The 25,540-nt window shown below is 36.4% G+C and carries 26 protein-coding genes; 23 read left to right on the top strand and 3 right to left on the bottom strand.

The window, feature by feature from the left end; translation table 11 throughout:
- Window position 1: 1 nt before the first annotated feature.
- The 16 genes from FUA48_RS04020 (at window position 2) to purD (ending at window position 17,484) form a co-directional block, all read left to right on the top strand.
- The gene (locus tag FUA48_RS04020; RefSeq protein WP_147582353.1) at window positions 2-979 is read left to right on the top strand and encodes a hypothetical protein; all 978 of its coding nucleotides are present in this window, start codon (window positions 2-4) and stop codon (window positions 977-979) included.
- A complete protein-coding gene (gene rfbB, locus FUA48_RS04015) occupies window positions 972-1,988 on the top strand; it encodes a dTDP-glucose 4,6-dehydratase (RefSeq protein WP_147582352.1) in 1,017 nt (338 codons plus the stop codon). Before FUA48_RS04020 ends, rfbB begins: the two co-directional genes overlap by 8 nt.
- A 6-nt stretch (window positions 1,989-1,994) precedes the next feature.
- Window positions 1,995-2,855: a glucose-1-phosphate thymidylyltransferase RfbA gene (rfbA, locus tag FUA48_RS04010; protein ID WP_147582351.1), complete on the top strand. Its 861-nt coding sequence runs from the start codon at window positions 1,995-1,997 to the stop codon at window positions 2,853-2,855.
- Entirely contained in the window at window positions 2,856-3,407 is a 552-nt protein-coding gene (gene rfbC, locus FUA48_RS04005) for a dTDP-4-dehydrorhamnose 3,5-epimerase (protein WP_147582350.1), read from the top strand. It begins immediately after the preceding gene.
- Window positions 3,401-4,240, top strand: coding sequence for a dTDP-4-dehydrorhamnose reductase (rfbD, locus tag FUA48_RS04000; RefSeq protein WP_147582349.1), 840 nt, complete (start codon window positions 3,401-3,403; stop codon window positions 4,238-4,240). The genes rfbC and rfbD overlap by 7 nt, the downstream gene beginning before the upstream one ends.
- 5 nt (window positions 4,241-4,245) lie before the next feature.
- Window positions 4,246-5,172: a glycosyltransferase gene (locus tag FUA48_RS03995; protein WP_147582348.1), complete on the top strand. Its 927-nt coding sequence runs from the start codon at window positions 4,246-4,248 to the stop codon at window positions 5,170-5,172.
- Between the two features lie 30 nt (window positions 5,173-5,202).
- The gene (locus tag FUA48_RS03990; protein WP_147582347.1) at window positions 5,203-7,047 is read left to right on the top strand and encodes a glycosyltransferase family 39 protein; all 1,845 of its coding nucleotides are present in this window, start codon (window positions 5,203-5,205) and stop codon (window positions 7,045-7,047) included.
- Window position 7,048: 1 nt separating this feature from the next.
- Window positions 7,049-8,302 carry an oligosaccharide flippase family protein gene (locus tag FUA48_RS03985; RefSeq protein WP_147582346.1) on the top strand — a complete coding sequence of 418 codons (1,254 nt, stop codon included), beginning with the start codon at window positions 7,049-7,051 and terminating at the stop codon, window positions 8,300-8,302.
- Window positions 8,303-8,341: 39 nt separating this feature from the next.
- Window positions 8,342-9,019, top strand: coding sequence for an acyltransferase (locus FUA48_RS03980; protein ID WP_147582345.1), 678 nt, complete (start codon window positions 8,342-8,344; stop codon window positions 9,017-9,019).
- 3 nt (window positions 9,020-9,022) lie between these two features.
- A complete protein-coding gene (locus tag FUA48_RS03975; RefSeq protein WP_147582344.1) occupies window positions 9,023-10,264 on the top strand; it encodes a hypothetical protein in 1,242 nt (413 codons plus the stop codon).
- Complete coding sequence (locus FUA48_RS03970) at window positions 10,261-11,397, top strand: glycosyltransferase family 4 protein (protein ID WP_147582343.1); 1,137 nt, start codon at window positions 10,261-10,263, stop codon at window positions 11,395-11,397. Before FUA48_RS03975 ends, FUA48_RS03970 begins: the two co-directional genes overlap by 4 nt.
- A 69-nt stretch (window positions 11,398-11,466) precedes the next feature.
- Window positions 11,467-12,561: a DUF1972 domain-containing protein gene (locus tag FUA48_RS03965; protein WP_147582342.1), complete on the top strand. Its 1,095-nt coding sequence runs from the start codon at window positions 11,467-11,469 to the stop codon at window positions 12,559-12,561.
- Window positions 12,515-13,831 carry an O-antigen ligase family protein gene (locus FUA48_RS03960; RefSeq protein WP_147582341.1) on the top strand — a complete coding sequence of 439 codons (1,317 nt, stop codon included), beginning with the start codon at window positions 12,515-12,517 and terminating at the stop codon, window positions 13,829-13,831. The genes FUA48_RS03965 and FUA48_RS03960 overlap by 47 nt, the downstream gene beginning before the upstream one ends.
- Entirely contained in the window at window positions 13,828-14,811 is a 984-nt protein-coding gene (locus tag FUA48_RS03955; RefSeq protein WP_147582340.1) for a UDP-glucuronic acid decarboxylase family protein, read from the top strand. The genes FUA48_RS03960 and FUA48_RS03955 overlap by 4 nt, the downstream gene beginning before the upstream one ends.
- A gap of 9 nt (window positions 14,812-14,820) precedes the next feature.
- The gene (locus tag FUA48_RS03950; RefSeq protein WP_147582339.1) at window positions 14,821-16,182 is read left to right on the top strand and encodes an undecaprenyl-phosphate glucose phosphotransferase; all 1,362 of its coding nucleotides are present in this window, start codon (window positions 14,821-14,823) and stop codon (window positions 16,180-16,182) included.
- Between the two features lie 27 nt (window positions 16,183-16,209).
- Complete coding sequence (gene purD / locus FUA48_RS03945) at window positions 16,210-17,484, top strand: phosphoribosylamine--glycine ligase (protein WP_147582338.1); 1,275 nt, start codon at window positions 16,210-16,212, stop codon at window positions 17,482-17,484.
- Here the strand turns inward: purD and FUA48_RS03940 are convergent.
- Window positions 17,476-17,706 (bottom strand): DUF6341 family protein, encoded by a 231-nt coding sequence (locus FUA48_RS03940; RefSeq protein WP_129750561.1) that lies wholly within the window; start codon window positions 17,704-17,706, stop codon window positions 17,476-17,478. The two genes, purD and FUA48_RS03940, sit on opposite strands and share 9 nt — an antisense overlap.
- A 102-nt stretch (window positions 17,707-17,808) precedes the next feature.
- Here FUA48_RS03940 and FUA48_RS03935 point away from each other — a divergent pair, with 102 nt between their 5' ends.
- Window positions 17,809-18,684, top strand: a complete 876-nt coding sequence (locus FUA48_RS03935) for a DUF6427 family protein (RefSeq protein ID WP_240732543.1) — start codon at window positions 17,809-17,811, stop codon at window positions 18,682-18,684.
- Here FUA48_RS03935 and upp read toward each other — a convergent pair.
- Window positions 18,679-19,332 carry a uracil phosphoribosyltransferase gene (upp, locus tag FUA48_RS03930; protein ID WP_147582336.1) on the bottom strand — a complete coding sequence of 218 codons (654 nt, stop codon included), beginning with the start codon at window positions 19,330-19,332 and terminating at the stop codon, window positions 18,679-18,681. The two genes, FUA48_RS03935 and upp, sit on opposite strands and share 6 nt — an antisense overlap.
- Window positions 19,333-19,399: 67 nt before the next feature.
- Here upp and FUA48_RS03925 point away from each other — a divergent pair, with 67 nt between their 5' ends.
- Window positions 19,400-20,005 (top strand): DUF4254 domain-containing protein, encoded by a 606-nt coding sequence (locus FUA48_RS03925; RefSeq protein ID WP_147582335.1) that lies wholly within the window; start codon window positions 19,400-19,402, stop codon window positions 20,003-20,005.
- Window positions 20,006-20,014: 9 nt separating this feature from the next.
- The gene (locus tag FUA48_RS03920) at window positions 20,015-21,055 is read left to right on the top strand and encodes a glycosyltransferase family 9 protein (protein WP_147582334.1); all 1,041 of its coding nucleotides are present in this window, start codon (window positions 20,015-20,017) and stop codon (window positions 21,053-21,055) included.
- Window positions 21,056-21,102: 47 nt separating this feature from the next.
- Here FUA48_RS03920 and FUA48_RS03915 read toward each other — a convergent pair whose 3' ends face one another.
- Complete coding sequence (locus FUA48_RS03915; RefSeq protein WP_147582333.1) at window positions 21,103-22,155, bottom strand: ferredoxin--NADP reductase; 1,053 nt, start codon at window positions 22,153-22,155, stop codon at window positions 21,103-21,105.
- Between the two features lie 129 nt (window positions 22,156-22,284).
- On the opposite strand from FUA48_RS03915, the gene FUA48_RS03910 reads away from it, so the two are divergent.
- Genes FUA48_RS03910 through FUA48_RS03895 form a run of 4 tightly spaced genes read left to right on the top strand, consistent with a single transcriptional unit; the run spans window position 22,285 to window position 25,524 of the window.
- The gene (locus tag FUA48_RS03910) at window positions 22,285-22,632 is read left to right on the top strand and encodes a PadR family transcriptional regulator (protein ID WP_147582332.1); all 348 of its coding nucleotides are present in this window, start codon (window positions 22,285-22,287) and stop codon (window positions 22,630-22,632) included.
- A 5-nt stretch (window positions 22,633-22,637) separates the two neighbouring features.
- The gene (locus tag FUA48_RS03905; protein ID WP_147582330.1) at window positions 22,638-23,261 is read left to right on the top strand and encodes a hypothetical protein; all 624 of its coding nucleotides are present in this window, start codon (window positions 22,638-22,640) and stop codon (window positions 23,259-23,261) included.
- A gap of 17 nt (window positions 23,262-23,278) precedes the next feature.
- Complete coding sequence (locus FUA48_RS03900) at window positions 23,279-23,989, top strand: hypothetical protein (RefSeq protein WP_147582328.1); 711 nt, start codon at window positions 23,279-23,281, stop codon at window positions 23,987-23,989.
- 59 nt (window positions 23,990-24,048) lie between these two features.
- Window positions 24,049-25,524 (top strand): DUF5687 family protein, encoded by a 1,476-nt coding sequence (locus FUA48_RS03895; protein WP_147584954.1) that lies wholly within the window; start codon window positions 24,049-24,051, stop codon window positions 25,522-25,524.
- Window positions 25,525-25,540 lie beyond the last annotated feature (16 nt).

Here is a 25,540-nt window from a genome sequence, read left to right as displayed (position 1 = left end):
TATGGCAGAAAACACTAACAGTCCTTATGATAAGGAATTGGATTTTAATTATGTGTCCGGAAAAGTAAAAGGTTATTTTACTAAAACCGGCGATTCTTTTTTTAATGCAGTGCAGTTTGTAAAGCGTAACATTATTGTTCTTGTAATACTTTTTATTGCAGGAGTTGGTTTTGGTTATTATAAAGACTACAAAAAAGGGCCATATTTCAAGAACCAGATTTTTGTTATCCCTAATTTTAAAAGTGTGGATTACCTGTACTCTCAGGCTGATTTCCTTAATTCAAGGGTTGGGGATTCTACTTTTTTCAGCAATTTAGGAATTAACAGTACTAAACAGGTTAGAAAAGTTAAGGTAGAACCGGTTGTTGACATCTATGATTTTGTAAGAGAAAATGATAACCTTAAGTTTCAGATACTTAAACTTATGGCAGATAATGGTGACATAAACAAGATAATGGAAGATGATGTTACCAGTAAGAACTATAAGTTTCACGTTATTAACTATTATTCTTCTGAGTGGTCTACCCAACAGACTGTTGACGGAATAATGAAATTTTTAAATAACGATCCTTTTTTAGAATCCATGCAAAAAGAATGGACAAAAAATATGGAAATAAAGATTGCTGCAAACGACACATTATTAAAACAGATAGATGGTATTCTGGACAGTTATGCTAAAAAAATGTCAGGCAACTCTGTTGTGTTCAATGAGGAAAAAGCTCTTGATGAGGTTTTAAAAGAAAAGCAAAAACTGGTAGATGAACAGGCAAGAAACCGCGTGGATCTTGTTAACTATTCGAAGATAATTAAAGACGGTAGTGCTGTGCTTAATATTAATGAGCCAACACTTTTAAGAGGAAAGATGAAAATGATTTACCCAGTGGTATTTGTAGCGGTATTCGTGCTGTTAGCATGGTTTTTATCCTTCTATAAAAGACAGGTAAACAAAAGAAAGATTGTAATAACAGAGAATGAATAAAGCGATATTAGTAACAGGAGGAGCCGGATTTATAGGAGCTAACTTTGTAGAATATTTTTTAGAAGAGAATAAGGATATTCTGTTAGTAAACCTTGATAAACTTACTTATGCCGGAGATTTGGCAAACCTTAAGGAAGCCGAAGGCAATCCTAATTACAAATTTGTACAGGGAGATATTTGTGACAGGGAACTGGTAAATAAACTTTTTAAAGAGTATGACTTTAGGGGTGTAATACATTTTGCGGCCGAATCGCATGTGGATAATTCTATTTCGGGGCCGGAAGCATTTATTAAAACCAATGTAGTGGGAACATTCAACCTTTTGGATGCTGCCCGCAATCACTGGATGGATGCTCCTAACCAATATAAAGAAGAATATAAAGATTGCCGTTTTCACCATATTTCTACCGACGAGGTATATGGTACGTTAGGGGCAGAGGGATTGTTTACGGAAGAGACACCGTATGCACCTAATAGCCCATACAGTGCTTCAAAAGCATCCAGCGATATGGTAGTAAGAAGCTATTTTCATACCTACGGAATGAATGTAGTAACTACTAACTGTTCTAACAATTACGGACCAAAACAGCATCAGGAAAAGCTTATCCCAACTATTATCAGAAAGGCCGTTTCGGGAGAAAATATTCCTATTTACGGTAAAGGAGATAATGTAAGAGACTGGTTATATGTACTGGATCATTGTAAGGGTATAGACCTGGTTTATAAAAACGGAAGGGCCGGTGAGACTTACAATATAGGCGGAAGGAATGAAAGGAATAACCTGTACATAGCCAACAAGATTTGTGATTTGCTTGATACCATGCATCCAAGAAAAGAGGGCAGGTACAATGAGCTTATAACTTTTGTGAAAGACAGACCGGGACATGATCTTCGCTATGCTATAGATGCTACTAAGATAGAGAATGAACTGGGCTGGAAAGCCGACGAGAATTTTGAGACAGGTATTGTAAAGACCATAGAATGGTATTTGCAAAAACTAACAAAATAAACTGATATGAAAGGAATAATATTAGCCGGAGGATCGGGAACCAGGCTGCATCCGCTAACCTTAGCGGTAAGTAAGCAATTGATGCCAATTTATGATAAGCCGATGATATACTACCCCTTATCAACACTGTTGTGGTCTGGTATAAGAGAGATACTTATTATTTCCACTCCACATGACTTACCATTGTTCAGACAGCTTTTGGGCGATGGCTCTAGATTGGGCTGTAAATTTGAATATGCGGTTCAGGAACATCCTAATGGTCTTGCAGAAGCTTTTATTATTGGAAAAGAATTTATAGGTAACGATAAGGTAGCCCTTATACTTGGGGATAATATATTCTACGGAACAGGTCTTTCGGACCTTTTACAGGCAAATAATGACCCTGAGGGAGGTATTATATATGCTTATCATGTGCATGACCCTGAGCGTTATGGAGTAGTGGATTTTGATGTAAACGGGAACGTATTATCAATAGAAGAGAAACCACAAAACCCGAAATCGCATTATGCTGTACCGGGAATTTATTTTTACGATAATGATGTGGTACAGATAGCAGCAAGTATACAGCCAAGTGCCCGGGGAGAACTTGAAATTACCGATGTGAATAAAGAATACCTTAAAAGAGGCAAGCTAAAAGTAAGTATACTGGACAGGGGTACTGCATGGCTTGATACCGGGACATTTAATTCGCTGATGCAGGCAGGACAGTTTGTACAGGTAATAGAAGAGCGCCAGGGATTAAAAATAGGAGCAATTGAAGAAGCAGCCTATAAAATGGGCTTTATAGATAAAGAACAATTAACAAAACTTGCCGAACCCCTTTTAAAGAGCGGGTATGGCAAACATTTATTAAGCATATTGGATTAAATGACGGCAATACCTACAAAACTGGAAGGATGTTTTATAATAGAACCTAAAGTTTTTAACGACGAAAGGGGCTATTTTATGGAAAGTTATAATGAAGAGCGTTTTGAACAGGAAACCGGACAAAAAGTTCATTTTGTACAGGACAATCAGTCGTATTCCTCTAAAGGAGTTTTAAGAGGACTGCATTACCAGACCGGAGAGCATGCTCAGGCTAAGCTTGTAAGGGTGTTTGAAGGCGAAGTACTGGATGTTGCTGTAGATGTAAGGCCCGGATCTTCTACTTACGGAGAGCACGTTGCAGTATTACTTACTGCAGAAAATAAACGTCAGTTGTTTGTGCCAAGAGGATTTGCCCACGGCTTTATTGTTTTAAGCGATACGGCTTCTTTTTTCTACAAGTGTGATAACTTCTATAATAAGGAATCGGAAGGAGGAATACTTTTTAATGACCCTGAACTGAATATAGATTGGAAATTACCACAGGAAAGCCTTATTATTTCTGAAAAGGACAAAGTATTGCCTGTTTTAAAAAATGCCAGAGCAATATGGTAGTATTAGTTACAGGAGCATCGGGACAGTTAGGACAGTGCATTAAACATATTGCACATAAGTATGAAAACCTTACGTTTTATTATGCCGACAGTAAAGAGGCAGATGTTACGGATAAGGTCTCACTGGAATCTGTTTTTGCTAAAATAAAACCTGATTGTTGTATAAATGCAGCAGCCTATACTGCGGTTGATAAAGCAGAAAGCGATAAGGAAAATGCTTTTGCCATTAATGTTGCCGGAGCCAAAAATCTTGCTGAAGTTTGTGTGGCAAATAAAGCTACGCTTGTACATATCTCTACCGATTTTGTATTTGACGGAGAAAAAACAACACCTTATACGGAGGAGGATATTACTAATCCGCAGGGAGTGTATGGCCTTACAAAAAGACAGGGAGAGGAAGAGATAGAAAAAATACTTCCGGAACATTTTATAATAAGAACTTCCTGGCTGTATTCTCAGTTTGCCAATAACTTTATGAAGACAATGCTCAGGCTGGCTTCAGAAAGGGATTCACTAGGAGTGATAGACGACCAAAAAGGCACACCAACCAATGCTGTTGATCTTGCAGATGCAGTTTTAAAGATTATTGTAAGCGGTAAAAAAGCTTATGGCATTTACAATTACAGTAATGAAGGAGAAACAAGCTGGTATGGTTTTGCAAAGGAAATTTTTAAAGTAAATAAAGTAGATATCGATTTAAAACCAATACCTACAACTGCATATCCAACTCCGGCTAAAAGGCCTAAATACAGCGTTTTGGATAAGAAAAAAATAAAATCTACATTTGATTTACAGATAAATAACTGGCAGGATTCCTTACAACCTTATAACTAACGCCTATGCAAAAAGTTTACTGTGTTACGCCTCTTTATAACGACTGGCCCAGCTGTGCTGTTTTAGCAGATAAAATTATGCAGTTGGAAGGAGAGCATAGTGAACTTATATTTAATTTGGTTATTGTTAACGATGGGTCTGTAATATTGCCCGAACAGGAGATTTTTCAGTCAGAAAACATAAAAATACTCAATCTTAAGGTTAATGTAGGCCATCAAAGGGCAATAGCTGTAGGGTTACAGTATGTTTACAATGAAGTTACCGATTGTGATGCCGTAGTCGTTTTAGACAGCGATGGTGAAGACAGGCCCGAAGACATACCGTTACTTCTGGAAAAGAGCCTTAAAACCCAAACCATTGTTTTTGCCGAAAGAAACAAAAGAGAGGAATCGCTTATGTTTAAAACCGGATATTGGTTTTATAAGATACTTTTTAATACCCTGACAGGTAAAAAAATAAGCTTTGGTAATTTTAGCGCTATGCCTTTTAACCAGTTAAAAAAGGTGGTGGCATTAAGTAATATATGGAATCATTATTCCGGAGCTGTGATGCATTCCCGACTGCCTTACAATAAGGTTTTATTAGACAGGGGTAAAAGATATGCCGGGCAGTCTAAAATGAACTTTACCAGTTTGGTATTACATGGGCTTAGTTCTATTTCGGTTTATTTTGATTCAATTTCCGTAAGAATATTAAAGTTTTGCTTTTATGGTATTGCTCTGTGTTTTGCAGGGGTTTTCTATATACTGTTTCAAAAGTTTTTTACTGAAAAAGCTATTCCCGGATGGGCATCAAGCCTTATAATGATAATTATGGGCATCATACTGCAGTTGTTCTCGGTTACCCTGATAGTATTGCTTTTACAGCTTAGTTCAAGAAAAAATACAGACGCGCCTAATACTAAAAAATATCTTGATTTTTTAGAAGATTAATTGTTCTTAAAAACAAGCCTTTCACCAGGTATGAAAAAAATTACAGCATATATACAACAAAACTATTGGCTATTAGCAATCTTGTTATTGGCGTCGTTTTTGCGCCTGTTTCATGTAGACTATCAAAGTATTTGGATTGACGAGATCCATACCATGATCGAATCAGACCCTTCCATGACTTTTCGAGAAATGAATCATATCATTCTTTTAAGGGAGGGCATAGGCCACATGTATTTTTTAATAGTTAAGGGACTTAATGTAATATTTGGATACTCAACCCTAACGGCAAGGCTGTTTTCGGCATTTACAGGTATAGCAAGTGTATATGCCATTTATTTGTTAGGGAAGGAACTATATAATAAAAGAACAGGGCTTATTGCGGCCTTACTTTTAACGGTTAACCTGTATCATATAACTTATTCGCAGGAAGCAAGATCGTACATCCTTTTGGTTTTGTTCTGTACACTGGCTTTTTATAAGCTGGCCGTTTTCCTTAAAAGGCCCTCGGTTAAAAATGCTATATGGTATGGAGTATTTGCGGCCCTTATGTTTCATGCCCATATTGTATCTGCCATTACTTTGTTTGGGCAGGCATTGCTTATACTGTTTATATTATATACCCAACCCAAAGAAGAAAGAAAGGCTTTTTTCCAAAAATGCGTTGTAGCCGGGACAACTCTTTTTTTATTACTGCTTCCCGGATACAGTTTGATATTAAAAGTATCTAAATATAAGTCGGGTTGGCTTACTTTACCGGGCCCCGATGGTTTTTCGAATATAGTAAAAGCAATAACAGGAGACACAGAGCTATTATGGTTCCTTTTCCTGCTTTTGGCCATATTTTACTTTGTAAATCTTTTTAAGCAGAAAGAAAACAGGCTGTCGGCACATGCCCTGCTTTCCAATAATATTATATTCTCGGCACTCATCTTTTTTTGCTGGATATTTTTTGCCATACCGTTGTCCATAATCAAATCATATCTGGATGAGCCTATGATTCTGTCCAGGTATTTTATACATATGCTTCCTGCATTGGCATTACTATTTGCCATTGCTATAGAGCAAATGCGAAACAGGATTTCTCAGGTACTTATCGTAGTAATGATAGTTATACTTTCCTTAACCGATATTTTCATAGTAAAAGAGTATTATTATAAGCTTTCCAAATCGCAGTACAGGGAACTGACAACCGAAATAATGAATAACAATCCACAGGGAGATAAAGTGGTTTCATCATGGGGCTGGCTCATGAGTTATTTTTTTAAATCAACTGGTGAGCCGGTTTTAGAAATGAAACTGCGGGATTATGTAAATGCAATGAAAGAAGGGACTGTACAAAAAGAATCCTTTTGGTACCTTGACGGTAACTCAAGGCCTTATGACCTTACACAGGAAGAAGAGGCATTTTTAAATGAAAACTTTTCGGTTAGTGAAAATATTGAACTGTATGATAGCTGGGCAAGGCATTATATAACTAAGACAAAGCAGGGATTTCCTTTGCTATTATCTTCCGACAGGTTTATCCCTAAAAATATTGATGATAAGGGGAACTTATATCTTTTTGAAAACGGAGGGCTAACATCAGAAAGTTTTAAACTGGAAAAAGGACAGTATAATCTTGTTATAAAAGCAAACAGCCTACCTAAAGAACCCATAAAAGGAGAGCACGCACACCTACAGGTAAAGATAGGAGATGAAAAGATAGGGGATTACTATTTGAATGGTAATGAAAATAATAATGAGATGAAACTGCCTTTTGAGATAAAGGCAGATACCAAAACTAAAGCTCAGTTTATTTTTGACAATGATACTTTTGCAGAAGACAAAGACAGGAATCTTGTAATATATTTTGTTCAGATAGAAAAAAAGGAGTAAAATGGGGGTACTTAAAGTACTTAAGGGAAAATCGATAACCAATCTTATGGTTTATGGTATTGGGCAGGGCTTTAACCTTGTTACTCCTTTATTGGTAGCTCCTTACCTTATATCTGTTTGCGGAGAGGATGGTTTTGGTAAAATCAGTACCGGACTGGCCATTTCATTTCTGTTAATTGTTATTATAGATTATGGTAGTGATATAACAGGAGTAAAAGAAGTTGCCGTAAACAGGGAAAACAAACAAAAGCTGGAAAAGATAGTAGGTACGACTTATATAGCTAAAGCATTATTGGTTGCGGTAGTTTTAGCTTTTATGAGTACTCTGTATGTTACAGTACCATACTTTAGTAAAGAAAAGGAGTTATACCTTTTGGCTCTTCCTATTTTAGTAGGTCAGTTTATAAATCCCACATGGGTTTTTCAGGGTGTTGAAAATTTTAAATGGATTACCATACTTAATATCCTTTCAAAAGTGATTTATGTAGTTGGGGTGTTTTGTTTTATTAAAACCTCTAACGATTATATTTATGCTAACCTATGGTGGGGATTGGGAATGATAATAGCCAATACAATAGCATTTTTATACCTTAAAAACCATTATGAAATAAGTTTTAAAGCCACTTCTTTTAATGAGGTTAAGGAATATCTAAAAGAGAATTTTTCCATTTTTACCTCTCAGGCTGTGTTGTCGCTGCAAATGTACAGCCCTGTTATATTGGTAAAACTTTTTATGGGAGATGCTGCCGCAGGTATGTATGCCATTGTAGAAAGAATAGTGGTAATGTTCAGGACATATATACTGCTGTTCTTTAATTATGTTTTCCCCAGAGTGTGTTATTTGCTGGATACCAATGCTAAGAAGGCAATACGTTTTTGGAAGGTGTTTAACGGAGCCAATTTTGTGTTTATAGTAATAGCAATGTTGCTGCTGTTTGTTTTATCAAAACCGGTTGTTATTTACTTTAAAGCAGAATCTGTAGAGGAAATTTCCGGGCTGTTACGATTAGGAACAGTGATACCAATAACATTTGCATTATCGGTACCATTAAAGCAGCTGGTTTTAGGATGGAATTATAACAGGCAATATACCCGTATAACAATGGTTATGGTTATAGTTAATCTTATAGCCATAGTAACAGTAATGCCTTTTTATAAATTACAGGGAGTTTTAGTAACGTTTATAGCAACCGAACTTATAACAGGCCTTTTATTTTTAAGCGTTATTAAAAACAGGCTCAAACAGGCAAATTAGAAAAACTATTGTACTTTTGAGACCATATCAGCATAAGGAATGACGAAAAAACTGTTTCAGAAGCTTTTGCACAAATCGGGTAAAAACTACACCGTAGATTCTGCTATACCCGATGGTTTTTTCCGAAAAATATTATCCCAGAGAATAACAATGCTTTTAAGAGGTTATTTAAAGCTGGGCAAGAAAGTATACATAGGCTCAGGATGTAGTATTACTAATAAAAGGAACATAGACTTTGGACATAGTGTAACCATTGCCCATAATACAAAAATAGACGGGTATGCCAGTGAGCGGCTTTCTATAGGCAACGGAAGCAGCATTGGTGCCTACTCTCAGGTTAGCTGTACCAGCCATCCTTCAAAATATGGTAAAGGATTAAAAATAGGCAGTAATTCGGCTATGGGTCGTTTTACCGAATTTGGTGCTGCCGGAGGAATTGAAATTGGCGATGACGTTATTATGGGTTCTTATGTAAGCTTTCATTCCGAAAATCACAATTTTAACGATACAACAAAACTGATAAGGGAGCAGGGCGTTACCTCAAAAGGCATTAAGATAGGCAACAATGTATGGGTAGGTGCTAAGGTTACCTTTTTAGACGGGTGTGTGGTAGGCAACCATTGTGTGGTAGCTGCCGGAGCAGTTGTAAATGGTGTTTTTCCCAACAATTGTGTAATTGGGGGAGTACCCGCAAAAATCATAAAGACTATAGAATAAGATATGGGACTTAAGATAAAGAAACAGCGTATTTATGAGTTATTATTTATGGCCTGTATCGTGGTACCTTATTTTAACGTATATGAGGCTACTTTTTTTGTGTGGAGTTTAACAGCCTTAATTACCTTAAGAAAAAAATACAGCCTTACTATGGTAAAACAGCTTGCCTGTTTTACAGGAATACTTCTAATTGCTCTAATTGTAAGTTTTTTTGATTTTCCTGAGCCCTATCCTTTTGCAAGGGATTTTGCCTATATGCTCAAACCTATTTTAGGATTACTTATAGGCTATCAGATATGTAAAGACGAATTTGATAATCCGTTTAATATAATTGTAAAAACAGGTGTTGTTATAGCAGTTTTTCACATGCTTAATCTTGCTTATGCTTTTACCTTCCTTTACATAAGGGACATGCCTACACTCAGGATGTATACCGGTTATTTTAGTGATTTTGAAGTGTATACTATTATTATATTGATTTTCAGGAAACAATTAGGTCTTCAAATATCAGACAAGAGGGTTAAGTTGTTTCTTCCGTTATTAATATTTTCCACAATCCTTTATCTGGCAAGAAGTAACTTTATCCAGTTTGCCATTTTATATGTTGGGATGAAAGGATATTTTGTAGCCGACAGGCGTTCACTTACCATACTTGCTTTCTCGGTACTTATTTTGGGAGGCGGATATACTGCTATATATTATTCAAACCCCAGCAGAACCAGAGGGGTTGAGGCGTTTTTCTATAAAATTAAAAATTCGCCTAAAGAAGCGTTTAAAACCCATGTAAATAAATATGACTGGAGAGACCTTAATGACAATTACCGTTCTTATGAAACGATAATGACCTATAAGCAGGTAACAGATAAGGGACCTGCAGCAGTTGCGTTTGGTAAAGGCTTGGGCTCAACTACTGATTTGAGAATGAAAATGTGGTTGCAAAGCAGCTATATGCGCTTTATTCCTTACCTGCATAACGGGTTTACAACCGTTTTTCTAAAATCAGGTTTGATGGGGTTAATATTATTGCTAATATCCATCTTCCTACTGTTTAAAAATAAGCCTTTTGACGACCCTGTAATAACCAATATTAACTTTTTAATAGTGGGTACGGGCGTATACCTGTTTGTGTCTTATTGGGTGTTTATGGGCTTTTACTTTACGGTAGATACTAAGGCAGTAATATTTGGCTTTTTAGTGAGATACAGGGAAAACATAGCCAGGGCTGTAACAAACCGCGTGCAATGAAAAATATCCTTGTAATACATCAGGCAGCAGAAATGTATGGGTCAGACAGGATGCTGTACCTTACTGTTACCGGACTGGATAAAACTAAATTTTTTCCGGTTGTGGTATTACCACAGGAAGGCCCGCTTAAAACTGAGCTTGAAAAACAGGATATAAAAGTAGTTGTTGCTCCTGTACTTAAGGTTTACAGAAGTATGTTTACACCAAAAAACCTGATAAGGTTTTCAAAAGACATAAAAAAAGGGATAGCGATTCTTGATAAGCTTAATAAGCAATATAAATTTGATATTGTTTACTCTAATACACTCGCAGTATTGTTAGGAATGATGTATGCCCGAAAAAGGAAAATAAAGCATGTTTGGCATGTACATGAAATAATTGTACATCCTAAAATTTTTGCAGAAGCTTATCCTAAACTGCTTGCCAAAAGAGCAGATGTTGTGATATGTAATTCGCAGGCAACGGAAAGCAACCTGGTAAACAGGCAACCGTCTTTAAGTAAAAAAACGGTTGTGGTGCATAATGGCCCTGCTGTATCAAAATCGCAGAGGGAAGCTGCAACAAAAGAAGATTTTGGGTTCTCACAGCAAGATATTATTATTACCCTGGTGGGCAGGATAAGCAGGCTTAAAGGGCACAAATGGCTTTTAAACACATTTACTAATTACCTGCAACAAACCAAAGCAAAATTACTTTTGGTAGGCTCTCCGGTACCGGGGCAGGAGTTTTATGAGGATGAGGTTTATGAAATAGTACAAACCGAAGGTTTGGAAAACAAAGTAACAGTTTTACCTTTTACTAAAAGCCTTAAACAGATTTGGGATGTTACAGATATAGCTGTTATGCCATCTACAGAGGCAGAGTCTTTTGGATTGGTAGCTTTAGAAGCCATGCTGGCAAAAAAACCGGTTGTAGCCTCTAATCATGGGGGAGTAACCGAGATAGTGGTAAACAATGAAACAGGTTATCTTGTGGAACCATCAAATGAAGGAGAGTTTGCCGATGCTTTGCTGAAGCTTATTAATAGCGCAGATCTTAGAAAAGAACTGGGAGAAAAGGGATATGAAAGGGCGATTGCTGAATTTTCTCCGGAAAAATATATTGCGAATATATCCAGCATACTGGAGGGATAGTTAAGGCATTATTACCTTTTAACATAAGTTTTTAAAAAGGCCTATATTTGCACACCTTAAAAACACACAATGAAAATAGCCATATTAGGTACAAGAGGGGTTCCCAATTATTACGGTGGTTTTGAACAGTTTGCCGAATACTTTTCGGCTTACCTGGCTGATAAAGGGCATGAAGTATATGTGTATAATTCGCATAATCATCCTTATCAGGAAAAAATGTTTAAGGGAGCTTATATTATCCATCAGCACGATCCGGAATATAAGATGGGTACTTTCGGCCAGTTTATATATGACTATAATTGTATAATGGATTCCCGAAAAAGGGATTTTGATATTATACTTCAATTAGGTTACACCAGTAGTTCTATATGGTTTTTCCTGCTTCCAAAAAAGCCGCTTATTATAAGTAATATGGATGGCTTGGAGTGGAAGCGCTCTAAATATTCGGCTCCGGTAAGGCAGTTTTTAAAGTTTGCCGAAAGGCTGGCTGCAGTAAGCAGTGATTATCTTATTGCCGACTCACTTGGAATACAAAAATCCCTTAAAAAACGATACGGTAAAGAATCAGAATATATTGCCTACGGTGCTTACCCGTTTGAAAATCCACATGAAGACCTCATAAAAGAATATTTTGTTGAGAAAGGCAATTATAATATGGTAATGGCCCGTTTTGAACCGGAAAACAATCTGGACATGGTGTTGGAGGGCGTTGTTAAAAGCGAAGATAAAACCCCGATTCTTGTAATAGGGAACCATCAAACCAAATATGGTGCTTATCTTAAGGATAAGTTTGGGGCATACACTCACATTCGCTTCATGGGAGGTATTTATAATATAGAACACCTGGATAACTTAAGATATTTTTCTAATATTTATTTCCACGGACACTCGGTAGGAGGTACCAACCCTTCTTTATTAGAGGCAATGGCATCAAAAGCATTTATTGTTGCACATAACAACGATTTTAATAAAGGAGTTCTTAAAAATAACGCCTATTATTTCTCAAATCCTGAAGAAGTGGCAAATATTCTTAAAACCTTAAAAAAAAGTGATAATTTGCAGCTCGTTGAGAATAATTATAAAGCAATTATAGAAGACTTTAACTGGGAAAAAATTAATGGAGACTATCTTCAATTCTTCGAAAAATGCCTTGCCAAAAAGTAAGAGGCCTGTAACAAACCCTAAAACGCTGGTTTTTTTAGCAGTTGCCGTATTGCTTACCACTCCGTTAAACTATGCATTTGGCAGTATAACGGTTATACTTTTTACCCTTTATGCTCTGTTTACGGCAAAAAAGGAGGACTTCAGTTTTAATATAGCCCTGTTTATGCCTGTAGCTCTTTTTTTGCTTATGGTAGCTTCTCTTATCTGGTCCATAGATTTTAAAAGTACATTAAAGGCACTTTCCAAAGAGATTCCGTTACTTATTATTCCTGTTGTTTTTTTTGTTATAAGGCTTTGGCCTAAACAACAGAAAGACATACTTAAATTTTACAGTTGGGGAATGTTTACGTATGCCCTTTTTTATGTTATAAGGGCTGTTATAAAATATTTTGAAACAGGAGACACTAATGTTTTCTTTTATCATGAACTGGTTACAAAAGATGTAAATGCCATTTATGTATCGGTTTTCATGTCGGTTGCCCTGTTTTATTTTGTAGCGAAAAGAACAAAACGAAAATTTGACTATCTGGCACTGGCGTTTCTTTTCGTTTTCATTTTTCTGTTATCTTCTAAAAACATACTCCTTACAGATATTTTACTGATTATATTGTATTTCCTGTTCTGGTCTCCGGTTTCTAAAAAAACCAAATGGACATTTGCAGTAGTATTTGCAACAGCGATAGTAATAGCAGGATATTTTAGTAAAATAAAAGAAAGGGTTGAGGTAGAGTTTAAACCGGATACCGAACAGGCAGTTCAGGATATGGGGACTAGAGCCATTACTATAGCACAGGCATGGAATAGTGAAACCTTTTCACAAAACGATTATTTTAACGGAACTTCTTTCAGGGTTTATCAAATCCGCATATTTACCGAAATGATTCAGGAAGACCCTGTTTTCTTTCAGGGCTACGGTCTTAATGCCTCTTTGGTTAAGGTAAAGGAAAAAGGAGATGAACATAATGTTTTTAAGGGAAACGAAACCCACAGGGGATATAACGGACTTAATTTTCATAATCAGTATGTTGAGGTTTTTGCCGATTTAGGACTGTTTGGGTTTTTAATTTTAATAACCATGATGTTACTTAACCTTAAAAACGGTTTAAGCAATAAAGATTTTGTTCATATTGCTTTCGCAATTCTAATGATAGCCTTATTTTTGACCGAATCTTTTTTATGGAGGCAACGAGGCGTTGTTTTCTTTACATTATTGTATTGCCTTTTTAATAAAGAATTGTATTCCAGTGTTATAGAAAAAGAGAAAAGATGAAAAAAATACTTATTACAGGAGCTGCAGGTTTTTTAGGATCTCATCTTTGTGACAGGTTTATTAAGGAAGGTTATTTTGTAATAGGTATGGATAATCTTATTACGGGAGATCTTAAGAACATAGAACATCTTTTCAAACTTCCTAACTTTGAGTTTTATCATCATGATGTAACCAAGTTTGTAAATATTCCGGGCAACCTGGACTATATATTACATTTTGCTTCTCCGGCAAGCCCTATAGATTATTTAAAGATTCCTATTCAAACCCTTAAGGTAGGTTCGTTAGGAACACATAACCTTTTAGGTTTGGCAAGGGTAAAAAAAGCAAGGATACTTATAGCTTCTACTTCAGAAGTATACGGAGACCCGTTGGTACATCCTCAAAATGAAGATTACTACGGAAACGTAAACACCATAGGACCAAGAGGGGTTTATGATGAAGCAAAACGTTTTCAGGAATCTATAACGATGGCTTACCATACTTTTCATAGTGTGGAAACAAGAATCGTAAGGATATTTAATACTTATGGCCCAAGAATGAGGCTCAACGACGGAAGGGTAATTCCTGCCTTTATCGGTCAGGCCTTAAGAGGTGAAGATCTTACTGTTTTTGGTGACGGTATGCAAACCAGGTCGTTTTGTTATGTAGACGATCAGGTAGAAGGTATTTTCAGGCTTTTGCTTTCTGATTATGCTTATCCTGTTAATATTGGAAATCCTGATGAGATTACTATAAAAGACTTTGCTGAAGAAATTATAAAGCTTACGGGTACTACCCAAAAAATTATATACAAGCCATTACCAGTAAACGACCCGTTACAAAGACAGCCTGATATTACAAAGGCAAAAGAACTTTTGGGTTGGGAACCTAAAGTAGGCCGTGAAGAAGGAATGAAAATAACTTACGACTACTTTAAGTCACTTAGCCACGAAGAATTACTGAAAGAAGAACACAAAGATTTTTCAGGATATATCTACTAAAAAACAATTATGTCCGGAAAGGGAAGATATTCTAAATACCTAAGGCCAATAAGCATATTTTTTGACGTATTGGTGCTAACAGTACTGTTTCCTTGTTTTTTTTGGGAACTGGGTATTAACGAATTTTATTTTGGCTTATATCAAGTAGGGGCGTGGGCAGTAATATCCTATTTTTTTGGATTTTATGAGATTTACCGTTTTACAAAACCTATCGAAATAATAGCAAAACTGGTTAGGCAGGGTATTATATTCCTGTTGGTAGTAATTGCTTTTTTTCCGTTTTCTAAGCAGGCTGTATTTAGCGGGCAGGCCATAGCAGAATACCTTGTAACGGCTTTTACGCTTATTACCCTGTTTAAATTCCTTTTGTTTTACTACCTTAGGAAGTATAGAATAATGACAGGCAGTAATTACAGGAATGCTGTTATTGTGGGGTATACCCCTGATGCTTTAAGGCTTAAAACCCTTTTTGAGGATAAAACGGAATACGGATACAAGTTCAAGGGCTTTTTTTCTGACAAGAAGCAGAATGAAAATATAACAGGAAAGATCTCGGAAATTGAGGCCTTTACCCTGGATAATAATATTGATGAGATTTACTGTTCGCTTAATGAAATAACCAACCTGCAACTAAAAAGGCTGGTAGAGTTTGCCGATATTAACGACAAGACATTAAAGTTTATACCCGATACAAAGGAGATATTTGCCAAGAACCTTAAAATAGATTACTACGAGTTTTTCCCTGTGCTGTCCTTAAGAAAGACACCATTACACGAACCTGTGGCAAAGATTTTTAAAAGGCTGTTTGACATTCTTTTCTCTCTGTTTGTTTTTGTGTTTGTATTGTCTTGGTTAACGCCATTACTGGCCATATTGATAAAACTGGAATCGCCGGGTCCTGTATTTTTTAAACAGGGAAGGCCGGGTATAGATGAAAAGGAATTCTTTTGTTATAAGTTCAGGTCCATGCGACTTAACAAAACAACAGAGGAATCGGTTATTAAGAATGACCCAAGGGTAACAAGGATAGGGCGTTTTATAAGAAAAACAAGCCTTGACGAAATGCCACAGTTTCTTAATGTGCTTAAGGGCGAAATGAGCGTTGTGGGGCCAAGGCCGCATTTATGGGCACAAAATAACCTATATAGCAAAAGCATTAAAAAATATCTTGTAAGACTGTATGTAAAGCCGGGTATTACCGGGCTTGCACAGGTTAAGGGATACAGGGGAGAGATAAGTACCGATGAAGATATGATAAACAGAATTAAGTATGATGTTTTTTATATAGAGAACTGGTCACTTTTACTGGATTTAAAAATTATAGTACAAACGGTGGTAAATATCTTTAAGGGTGAAGAAAAAGCCTATTAGCATTTATCGCAATAATTATCAATTCATATGAATATTTTATTACTGGGATCTGGAGGAAGAGAGCACGCACTGGCCTGGAAAATGCTGCAAAGCCCGCAGTGTTCTAAATTATTTGTTGCACCTGGTAACGCAGGAACATCGGCTATTGCAAACAATGTAAACATAAGCCCAACTGATTTTGAAGCTGTAAGACAACTAGTGCAGCAGGAAAACATAGGGATGGTAGTAGTTGGTCCCGAAGACCCGCTGGTAAAAGGAGTATATGATTATTTTAAGAACGACGAGGCTTTAAAAAATATTCCGGTTATAGGGCCGTCTAAGCATGGTGCCGAACTGGAGGGAAGTAAAGAGTTTGCTAAAAAATTCTTAGTTAAGAATAATATACCTACAGCTGCTTATGAGAGCTTTACAAAAGAAACCGTGGAGCAGGGATGTGAATTCCTTACAACGCTTAAGGCTCCCTATGTATTAAAAGCAGACGGACTTGCAGCCGGTAAAGGGGTACTTATATTAAACGATCTTGCCGAAGCACAACAGGAGCTTAGAAATATGCTTGTGGATGCTAAATTCGGTCAGGCGAGTACTAAAGTTGTAATCGAAGAGTTTTTAGACGGTATAGAGCTTAGCTGCTTCGTTTTAACCGATGGAGAGAGCTATAAGCTGTTACCTATGGCTAAAGACTACAAACGTATTGGAGAAGGCGACACAGGCCTTAATACGGGGGGTATGGGAGCAGTTTCTCCGGTTCCTTTTGCTGATGCCGGGTTTTTAGAGAAAATAGAAACAAGAATCGTTAAGCCAACAATACAGGGGCTTAAAAATGATAATATAGAATACAAAGGATTTGTATTCATCGGTCTTATAAAAGTAGGTAACGATCCGTTTGTTATTGAATATAACGTAAGGATGGGCGACCCGGAAACAGAGGTTGTTATACCAAGAATCAAATCAGACCTTGTAGAAGCCTTTAAAGCATTATCTAATGGTACGCTGGCACAAACCGCTTTTGAAATTGACGAAAGAAGTGCGGCAACTATTATGATGGTTTCCGGAGGGTATCCTGAAGATTATGAAAAAGGTAAAGTAATAACAGGCCTTGACAAAGTAGAAGATTCTATTGTTTTCCATGCCGGTACTAAAGATGATAACGGTAATGTGGTAACAAATGGCGGGCGTGTACTGGCTGTAACCTCATATGGTGCAGATTACAAAGAGGCCATAAAAAAATCTTATCAAAATATAGACAAGCTAAATTTTGATAAGATGTATTTTAGAAAGGATATCGGTTTCGATCTAGGATAAGAAAGAGTGTGCTGTGGTATCCTGGTTATCGTCGTTATTAGCTTTGAAAACTTTCAATTGCTTAATCCAGTACCAGGTTGCCGCGCAGCATATAATGATAAAAATCCATGTAATTATATTAGCTGTCCACCAGTTCTTAAGCTCTAAAGCTCTAAAAAAGTCAAGTGGTGCAAATAGTATGTGTACAAATAGGTAATCTATTCCTTCAAAAAATGCTCTCATTTTTAAACAAGTATTATATTTACAATCACAAAAGTATAAAATATTCACATGCTGGCAAGTGTTTTTAATAAATCGAGGCCGATAAATTATGCTTTAATTGGTGTGCTGTTAGTTTTTTTCTATTTCGCATACCTTTTTAAGGACACTTACTGGACAGAATATTACTACATGATATTCGAAAAAGTAGGTCTTTTCCTTTTATTGGCTTTTTCGGTTTTCCTTGTAAATTTTATTACCAGAAGAAACACCCTAAGCAAGGACAATACCTATGCTATGTTCCTGTTTATGATGTTTTTAGTTCTGTTTCCTACCATATTGGTAAACACTAAAATCATTATATCAAACTTCTTTTTATTGCTTGCTTTAAGGCGACTGATTTCGTTACAGTCACTTATTACTCCCAAGGAAAAAATATTTGATGCATCCTTCTGGATATTTGCTGCGGCACTGTTCCATTTTTGGTGTATTATTTATATTATACTGGTATTTATATCCATAATTTTTCACGTTTCTAGAGATTATCGCAACTGGATTATACCTTTTATAGCCTTTTTTGCCATGGTTTCTATGTATGCCATGATCGTTCTACTTTTTGGCAACGAATTGTTTTATGACCTTTATGCCGAAATGAGGATTAGTTTTGACTTTACTTATTTTGAAAATGTATACCAAAATATTGCCTTGGCAGTGTTTTCTTCCATTGCGATTTTATTTGCGGTGGCACAGGTAGGTATGTTATCGTCAAAACCCCTTAACCTGCACTCGTCTTACAAAAAGGTAATTTTTTCGTTCCTTATTGGTGTAGGGATATATGTACTTTCTGCCGATAAGAATAATAGTTTCCTTGCGTTTACTTTTGCACCCTTGGCAATTATGGGAGCAAACTTTATTGAAAGTCAAAAAGTTAAGTGGGTAAAGGAAAGCATAGTGGCATTAATAGTAATTATTACCGTTTTCCTGTTTTTCTCACAATTATAATCGGTTACCGTAAGCCAGGTCTCCGGCATCTCCAAGTCCGGGAACAATATATTTGTGTTCATTAAGGCGCTCATCAGTATCGGCAATCCATAAATGACAATTGTTTGGCAATGTCGCTTTTAGATGCTCAATCCCTTCGGGAGCGGCAATAACTACAGCAATATGAATTTCTTTTGGGGTTTGGTTTGCCATAAGGTTTTTAAACACCGCTTCCAGCGATAGGCCGGTAGCCAGCATAGGGTCGGCTAATATCAGGGTTTTTCCGGTTAGGTCTGGTACAGCCTGATACTGTGTTTGTATAATGAAGAAATCGTCATTATTGGGGTGGTATCGATATGCCGAAACAAAGCCGCTTTCTGCCGCATCAAAAAAATTAAGCAATCCGTTATGCAGGGTAAGCCCGGCCCTTAATATGGAGCAAACTACCATGCCATTTTTAAGTAGCGAAGTGCTTTTTGTGCTTAAAGGAGTAGTAATTTCTACAGGGGCATACTCCAAAGTCTTACTTATCTCAAAAGCCATGATCTCCCCAATCCGTTCAATATTTTTCCTGAAACGCATGGTATCCTTTTGGATATTTACATCACGAATTTGTGCCAGAAAATGGTTAAGCACACTATTATTTTCTGATAAATTATGAATATGCATGGCTTTTCAATTAGTATTAGCAGGTTAAAAGTATTAAAACTATATTTGTAAAATAAAATTTAACCCTATGTTTTCTAAAATAGCATTCCCGGTTTTTGAACAGAGTATCAACGATTACCATCAGTTTGATAATGTAGATCAGCCGATAAATAATCCTTTCAGCAAGGATAAAATTGAACATTTATTATATGCCAAAAACTGGATTGATACAGTACAATGGCACTTTGAAGATATTATCCGTAATCCTGAAATTGATCCTGTTGAGGCACTTGCCCTAAAAAGAAGAATTGACGCTTCTAACCAGGAAAGAACGGATATGGTGGAATATATAGACAGTTATTTTTTACAAAAATATCAGGATGTTAAACCTAAGGAAAATGCAAAGATAAACTCTGAGAGTCCAGCTTGGGCTATAGACAGGCTTTCTATCCTTGCCCTTAAAATATACCACATGCAGGAAGAGGCTACCCGTGAAGGTGCATCTCCTGAGCACAGGGCTAAATGTCAGGAAAAGCTAAACGTACTTTTAGAGCAGAAAAAAGATCTTTCTACTTCTATAGACGATCTTTTAACTGATATTGAAAATGGTGATAAATTCATGAAAGTGTACAAACAGATGAAAATGTACAACGACGAGGAATTAAACCCTGTTTTATACCAAAACAAAAAATAAAACCTGCACATGGCGGGTATAAAGCATATACTTGTAATAAGGCTCTCTGCAATGGGTGATGTCGCTATGACTGTACCCGTGTTGAGAGCCTTAGCTTTACAACACCCTGAGGTAAAGCTAACCGTACTTTCAAGAGGCTTTTTCAAGCCTTTTTTTGAGGGCATTCCTAATGTTTCTTTTTATGAAGCCGATGTAAAAGGAAGGCATAAAGGTTTTGGCGGACTGTTTAAACTGTACCGTGAACTTAAAAAACGGGACATAGATGCCGTAGCTGATTTGCATAATGTGCTGCGCTCTAAAATAGTTACCAGGCTATTTGCCCTTTCCGGTAAAAAGACAGCAACTACTGATAAGGTCCGTAAAGAGAAAAAAGCCCTTACCCGTGCGGAAAATAAAATTTTTAAACCGCTTACCCCTATAGTACAAAGACATGCCGAAACATTTCGTCAGTTGGGTTTTGCTATAGATGTAAGTGTTCCTGTATTTCCGGAAAAGCATATCCTTACACAGGATGTATTAGCTGTTACAGGCGCTAAAACGGAAAAATGGATAGGCATTGCTCCTTTTGCCCAACATGATGGAAAAGTATATCCTCAAGATTTAATGCAGGAGGTTATTAGCCTTTTGGCAGAGAATAAAGCGAATAAAATATTCCTTTTTGGAGGAGGGGCTAAAGAAATCGAGGTGCTTAACCGGTTTGCTAATACTATTAGCAATGTTGTGGTAGTGGCAGGAAAACTAACCCTAACCCAGGAATTACAGCTTATAAGCAATCTTGACGTGATGTTAAGTATGGATAGTGGTAATGCCCACATGGCTGCCATGCTGGGAGTAGATACGGTTACACTTTGGGGAGCGACACATCCTTATGCGGGTTTTGCCCCGTTTAATCAACCGGAGGAAAATCTGTTGGTGTCAGACAGAGAAAAATATCCGTTGCTTCCTACTTCAATTTACGGGAATAAAAAGGTTGAAGGCTATGAAGACGTTATGAGAACAATAGTGCCTGAAAGCGTGGTAAAGAGAATAAATCAAATACTTAACAAATAAAAAAGGATGCTGAAAGCATCCTTTTTTTGTTTCTATAAATGAGACGATTAAACGTCGTCAAAATCAATATAAATTTCTGAAGATGTTGGGTGTGCCTGGCAGGTAAGTGTAAGCCCTTCTGCAATTTCGCCATCGGTAAGAATAGCGTTCTTTTTCATTTCGGCAGTACCGTTTGTAATTCGTCCCATACAGCTGCTGCATATACCGCCCTGACAAGAGTAAGGAGCATCTATACCCTGCTTAAGGGCAGCATCAAGAATGGTCATTTTTTGAGACATAACAAAAGTAGTCTCCTCATCATCAACAAGGATAGTTATTTTAGTTTGTCCGTCAAGATTATCATCAATTTTCTTTTCTGCAATAGGTGTAGAGAAAAGCTCAAACTTAATGCTCTTTTCAGGAACATTATTTTCTTTAAGCACTTCGCTTACGGTTTTAATCATTTCTTCCGGTCCGCACAGGTAAAACTTAGCAAACTCTTTTTCTTTGTGCTTGTTCTTCACAACAAAGTTAACTGCAGCACGGTCTATCCTTCCAAAAAGGGAATCTTCTGCCCTTGCCTGACTGTAAACAAACTGGATAAAGAAACGGCCCACATATTTTTGCTGTAGCTCATGCAGGTATTGGTGGAAAATAGTTTCGTCCGGAGTTTTGTTACCATATACCAGTACAAAAGTACTTTCCGGTTCATTTTCCAACACCGAATGGATAATGGAAAGTATAGGAGTAATACCGCTACCCGCGGCAAAAGCAGCATAGTTGCGCTGGCGGTCGCTTTTAGGTTCAAAAGTAAATTTGCCTTCAGGCACGCCTACTTCCATTGTATCCCCAACAGATAGTTTTTCGTTCGCAAAAACAGAAAAACCACCATTTTTAACCGCTTTAATGGCTACTCTCAGCTCATTTCCGTTTGGAGAAGAGCAAATAGAATATGCTTTTCTTACTTCTTCGCCGTTATAGTGTGTTTTGATGTTAATATACTGGCCTGCAATAAATTTATATTCGTCTTTTAAATTAGCCGGAATTTCAAATGCAATTGAAACCGCGTTAGGAGTTTCTCTCCTTATGTCTTTTATTGTAAGTGAGTGAAATGTTGACATACTTTGTATTTTACCTGCAAAAATAAGCAATCCTGTAAAGGAAATAAAGCAATAATTTTAAAATAAACATACATAAAAATTTTATGCATAAGATATTTATGTATTATATTTGCGCTGTAAATATGCACAATGAAAAACTCCCAACTATATAAGGGCAGCCTTACCACTATAATTATGAAACTGCTGGAAGAAAACGGCAGGATGTATGGCTATGAAATTACCCAAAAGGTAAAGGCACTAACTAATGGCGAACTGAATATAACCGAAGGTGCATTATACCCGGCATTGCACAAGCTTGAGGGAGAAGGTTTTCTTGATGTGGAAGTGGAGAAAGTGGGCAACAGGCTGCGAAAGTATTACAAGCTTACCGAAAACGGCCAGAAAGAGACCGTTAACCGCTTAGCAGAACTGGAGGGATTTATAAAGAATATGCAAAGCCTGGTTAACTCAAAAATTAATCCGGAAGTAGAATTTTAATTATTATGTTAACACAGCAGCAATTACAGTTAATAGAAGACCAGTTGTTGGGTTTAGGTATAAAATATATTGATCTTAGGTATGAAATGCTGGATCATATCGCCACAGAACTGGAAGAAAAAGAAGGTGATTTTTATACAAATGCAGAAGAATATTTTTACAGCAATGTGCAAGAGCTAATTCAGCTTTATAAAAAAACAAAACAACAGTCTTTTATAAAGGCAGCACGTTATTATTGGGAAACATTAGCAAGCCCTTTAGGTTTTCTATTGTTTATACTGGTGTTTGGATCTGTAAAATATTATATGATTCATTATGTGGAAGGACAAGATATAACAACCCATGCATATTGTTTTCTGATTCCAATTGCCATTTCATTTCTATGGTTTGGAAGAGGAAATAAAAAAATATCAGTATTTAAGGCACTGGTACAGATGTATGGACTTTTCTATCTGTTTTTTAGTGTGATAAATCTTTGCTCTCTTTCTTTTTATCGAAATACCAAAGGCTTATATTATGTAATTATGCAATATAATTCATCATTTTTTTTAGCATTTATAATAGTGTTGCTTTTAGCAATTTCTAGATGTCGAGAGCGATATGCAATAAAGTATTTAAAAACAAATTAAAAAATACAAACTGAGATATGAAGGATGATGAGATAAAAAAAATTTCTGATGAAGAGGTTGAGAAACTGTATGACTTTACAAAAAAACATTTTGTATACTACTATGACCTGCAGGTTGAACTGGTAGACCACCTTGCAAATGCCATAGAAGAAAAATGGACAGAACAGCCACAGCTTTCTTTTGATGATGCACTTAAGGCAGAGTTTAAGAAGTTTGGCATATTTGGATTTACCGGTATAGTTGAAAAAAGACAACTGGCACTTCAAAAAAAATACAATAAGATTTTATGGGGGTACTTTAAGGAGTTTTTTAAACTACCTAAAATAATGCTTACGCTGGCACTAATACTCTTTGTGGTAAAAGCAATGCAGTATATACACCCGATAACAGCAGGTGTTTTGGCTTTAGCAATACTACTGTTTAGTATTGTACGCTTTTTTGTGCTTAACAGGCAGTATAATAAAAAAGTAAAGAAAACAGGCCGCCGCTGGATGTTGGAAGAAACTATTTTTCGTTGCGGAGGTATCTCGTTTATTTTTTTTATACCCTATAATTTTATTCAGTCTTTATTTAAAGATGAATATACTGTAACAGCACAATGGATTATGGCAACAGCAATAGTATTATTTGCGCTTTATGAGTATATTATACTTTATGTAATTATTTCTAAGGCAGAAAGACTTCTTAATGAAACCTATCCGGAATATGCTGTATTAAAGCAGAATTAAAAGTGTAACATTTCGGTTAGTTTTACTACATATAAATAACAAACCAAAATAACATAATGATGTTTAGAAAATTACTGAGCCTGGAATGGAAAGCATTCTTAAGGTCTAAGTCCTTTGCCGGAAACGTAGCTATAAAAGTATTTATGGCTATTGGGGCAATATATTTTACGCTTGTATTTCTTGCACTTGGCTTTTTTAGCTTTGATATGATTAAAGATAGTGGCCTGGCTTCAGATCCTTTAGAGCTTATAAGCAAATACCTTATTTACTATATTGTTTTTGATTTGGTTATAAGGCTTTTTTTCCAAAAAATACCTGTAATAAACATACGGCCGTTATTACCGCTTCCAGTAAAACGAAGCACTATCGTGAATTTTGCATTGGGGAAAACCATGGTTTCTTTCTTCAATATAATGCACGCTTTCTTCTTTGTGCCTTTTTCAATAAAATTGTTGGTTGAGGGCTACGACACCCTGCATGTTGTGTTTTGGCACATAAGCATGCTGGCTATTATATACAGTAATAATTTTCTTAACTTACTGCTTAACAATAAAGACGGCCTGTTTGCCATCTTTATAGGATTGATACTGGCATTTGGAGGCCTTCAGTATTTTGGCATATTTGATTTAACCGATTATACGGGGCCTGTTTTTCATGCATTGTATACAACAGGATATGCTTTTGTTGTTCCGCTACTTATAGTAGTTGGATTGGGGATTGTTACCTATAAATATTTTTATAAGAACCTATATCTTGATGCCGGACTTACAAGCAAGCATGAGGAAGCAAAAACAGAGGAGTATACATGGCTTAATCAGTTTGGCACATTGGGAACCTTCCTTAAAAACGACATTAAGCTTATTCGCAGGAATAAAAGATCTAAAACCACAGTGTTTATAAGTATTGTTTTCCTGTTTTACGGAATGTTATTTTTTACCGGTGCTTTAGAAATGTATGATACGCCAATATGGAAAATGTTTGCTGCCATATTTGTAAGTGGTGGTTTCCTGTTCACCTTTGGGCAGTTTGTACCAAGCTGGGACAGTGCTTACTATCCTCTTATGATGAGCCAGAATATACAATACAAAGAATATATAGCATCAAAATGGTGGCTTATAGTTATAGGTACATTGGTTTCGGCAATTATAAGTTCTTTTTACCTGTATTTTGGTTGGGAGGTATATATACTTATCCTTATTGGGGCAGTATATAATATAGGTGTAAACTCTTATTTGGTACTTTTGGGCGGGGCGTTTATAAAAACACCTATAGACCTTGCTTCAAGCAAACAGGCTTTTGGTGATAAAAAAGCTTTTAACCTTAAGGTTTTCCTTATTTCAATGCCTAAGCTTGTATTACCATTAATACTTTACGGAATAGGCTATTATTTCTATAGTCCCGAGGCAGGATATGCTTTAGTAGTGTTGGCTGGTATATTGGGCTTTGCTTTCAGGAATAAAGTATTCGCTTTAATTGAGCGTATTTACAAATCGGAGAAGTATGATACGCTTGCGGCATATAAACAAAAAAACTAATCAATCAAAAAACCAA

Source organism: Flavobacterium alkalisoli (genome assembly GCF_008000935.1).
Taxonomy (GTDB): domain Bacteria; phylum Bacteroidota; class Bacteroidia; order Flavobacteriales; family Flavobacteriaceae; genus Flavobacterium; species Flavobacterium alkalisoli.
This window is presented reverse-complemented; position numbering and strand designations above follow the sequence as displayed.

Coding starts and splice junctions, on each gene's coding strand:
- FUA48_RS04020 (WP_147582353.1), top strand. CDS start 2: ATGGCAGAAAACACTAACAGTCCTTATGATAAGGAATTGGATTTTAAT.
- rfbB (WP_147582352.1), top strand. CDS start 972: ATGAATAAAGCGATATTAGTAACAGGAGGAGCCGGATTTATAGGAGCT.
- rfbA (WP_147582351.1), top strand. CDS start 1,995: ATGAAAGGAATAATATTAGCCGGAGGATCGGGAACCAGGCTGCATCCG.
- rfbC (WP_147582350.1), top strand. CDS start 2,856: ATGACGGCAATACCTACAAAACTGGAAGGATGTTTTATAATAGAACCT.
- rfbD (WP_147582349.1), top strand. CDS start 3,401: ATGGTAGTATTAGTTACAGGAGCATCGGGACAGTTAGGACAGTGCATT.
- FUA48_RS03995 (WP_147582348.1), top strand. CDS start 4,246: ATGCAAAAAGTTTACTGTGTTACGCCTCTTTATAACGACTGGCCCAGC.
- FUA48_RS03990 (WP_147582347.1), top strand. CDS start 5,203: ATGAAAAAAATTACAGCATATATACAACAAAACTATTGGCTATTAGCA.
- FUA48_RS03985 (WP_147582346.1), top strand. CDS start 7,049: ATGGGGGTACTTAAAGTACTTAAGGGAAAATCGATAACCAATCTTATG.
- FUA48_RS03980 (WP_147582345.1), top strand. CDS start 8,342: ATGACGAAAAAACTGTTTCAGAAGCTTTTGCACAAATCGGGTAAAAAC.
- FUA48_RS03975 (WP_147582344.1), top strand. CDS start 9,023: ATGGGACTTAAGATAAAGAAACAGCGTATTTATGAGTTATTATTTATG.
- FUA48_RS03970 (WP_147582343.1), top strand. CDS start 10,261: ATGAAAAATATCCTTGTAATACATCAGGCAGCAGAAATGTATGGGTCA.
- FUA48_RS03965 (WP_147582342.1), top strand. CDS start 11,467: ATGAAAATAGCCATATTAGGTACAAGAGGGGTTCCCAATTATTACGGT.
- FUA48_RS03960 (WP_147582341.1), top strand. CDS start 12,515: ATGGAGACTATCTTCAATTCTTCGAAAAATGCCTTGCCAAAAAGTAAG.
- FUA48_RS03955 (WP_147582340.1), top strand. CDS start 13,828: ATGAAAAAAATACTTATTACAGGAGCTGCAGGTTTTTTAGGATCTCAT.
- FUA48_RS03950 (WP_147582339.1), top strand. CDS start 14,821: ATGTCCGGAAAGGGAAGATATTCTAAATACCTAAGGCCAATAAGCATA.
- purD (WP_147582338.1), top strand. CDS start 16,210: ATGAATATTTTATTACTGGGATCTGGAGGAAGAGAGCACGCACTGGCC.
- FUA48_RS03940 (WP_129750561.1), bottom strand. CDS start 17,706: ATGAGAGCATTTTTTGAAGGAATAGATTACCTATTTGTACACATACTA.
- upp (WP_147582336.1), bottom strand. CDS start 19,332: ATGCATATTCATAATTTATCAGAAAATAATAGTGTGCTTAACCATTTT.
- FUA48_RS03925 (WP_147582335.1), top strand. CDS start 19,400: ATGTTTTCTAAAATAGCATTCCCGGTTTTTGAACAGAGTATCAACGAT.
- FUA48_RS03920 (WP_147582334.1), top strand. CDS start 20,015: ATGGCGGGTATAAAGCATATACTTGTAATAAGGCTCTCTGCAATGGGT.
- FUA48_RS03915 (WP_147582333.1), bottom strand. CDS start 22,155: ATGTCAACATTTCACTCACTTACAATAAAAGACATAAGGAGAGAAACT.
- FUA48_RS03910 (WP_147582332.1), top strand. CDS start 22,285: ATGAAAAACTCCCAACTATATAAGGGCAGCCTTACCACTATAATTATG.
- FUA48_RS03905 (WP_147582330.1), top strand. CDS start 22,638: ATGTTAACACAGCAGCAATTACAGTTAATAGAAGACCAGTTGTTGGGT.
- FUA48_RS03900 (WP_147582328.1), top strand. CDS start 23,279: ATGAAGGATGATGAGATAAAAAAAATTTCTGATGAAGAGGTTGAGAAA.
- FUA48_RS03895 (WP_147584954.1), top strand. CDS start 24,049: ATGTTTAGAAAATTACTGAGCCTGGAATGGAAAGCATTCTTAAGGTCT.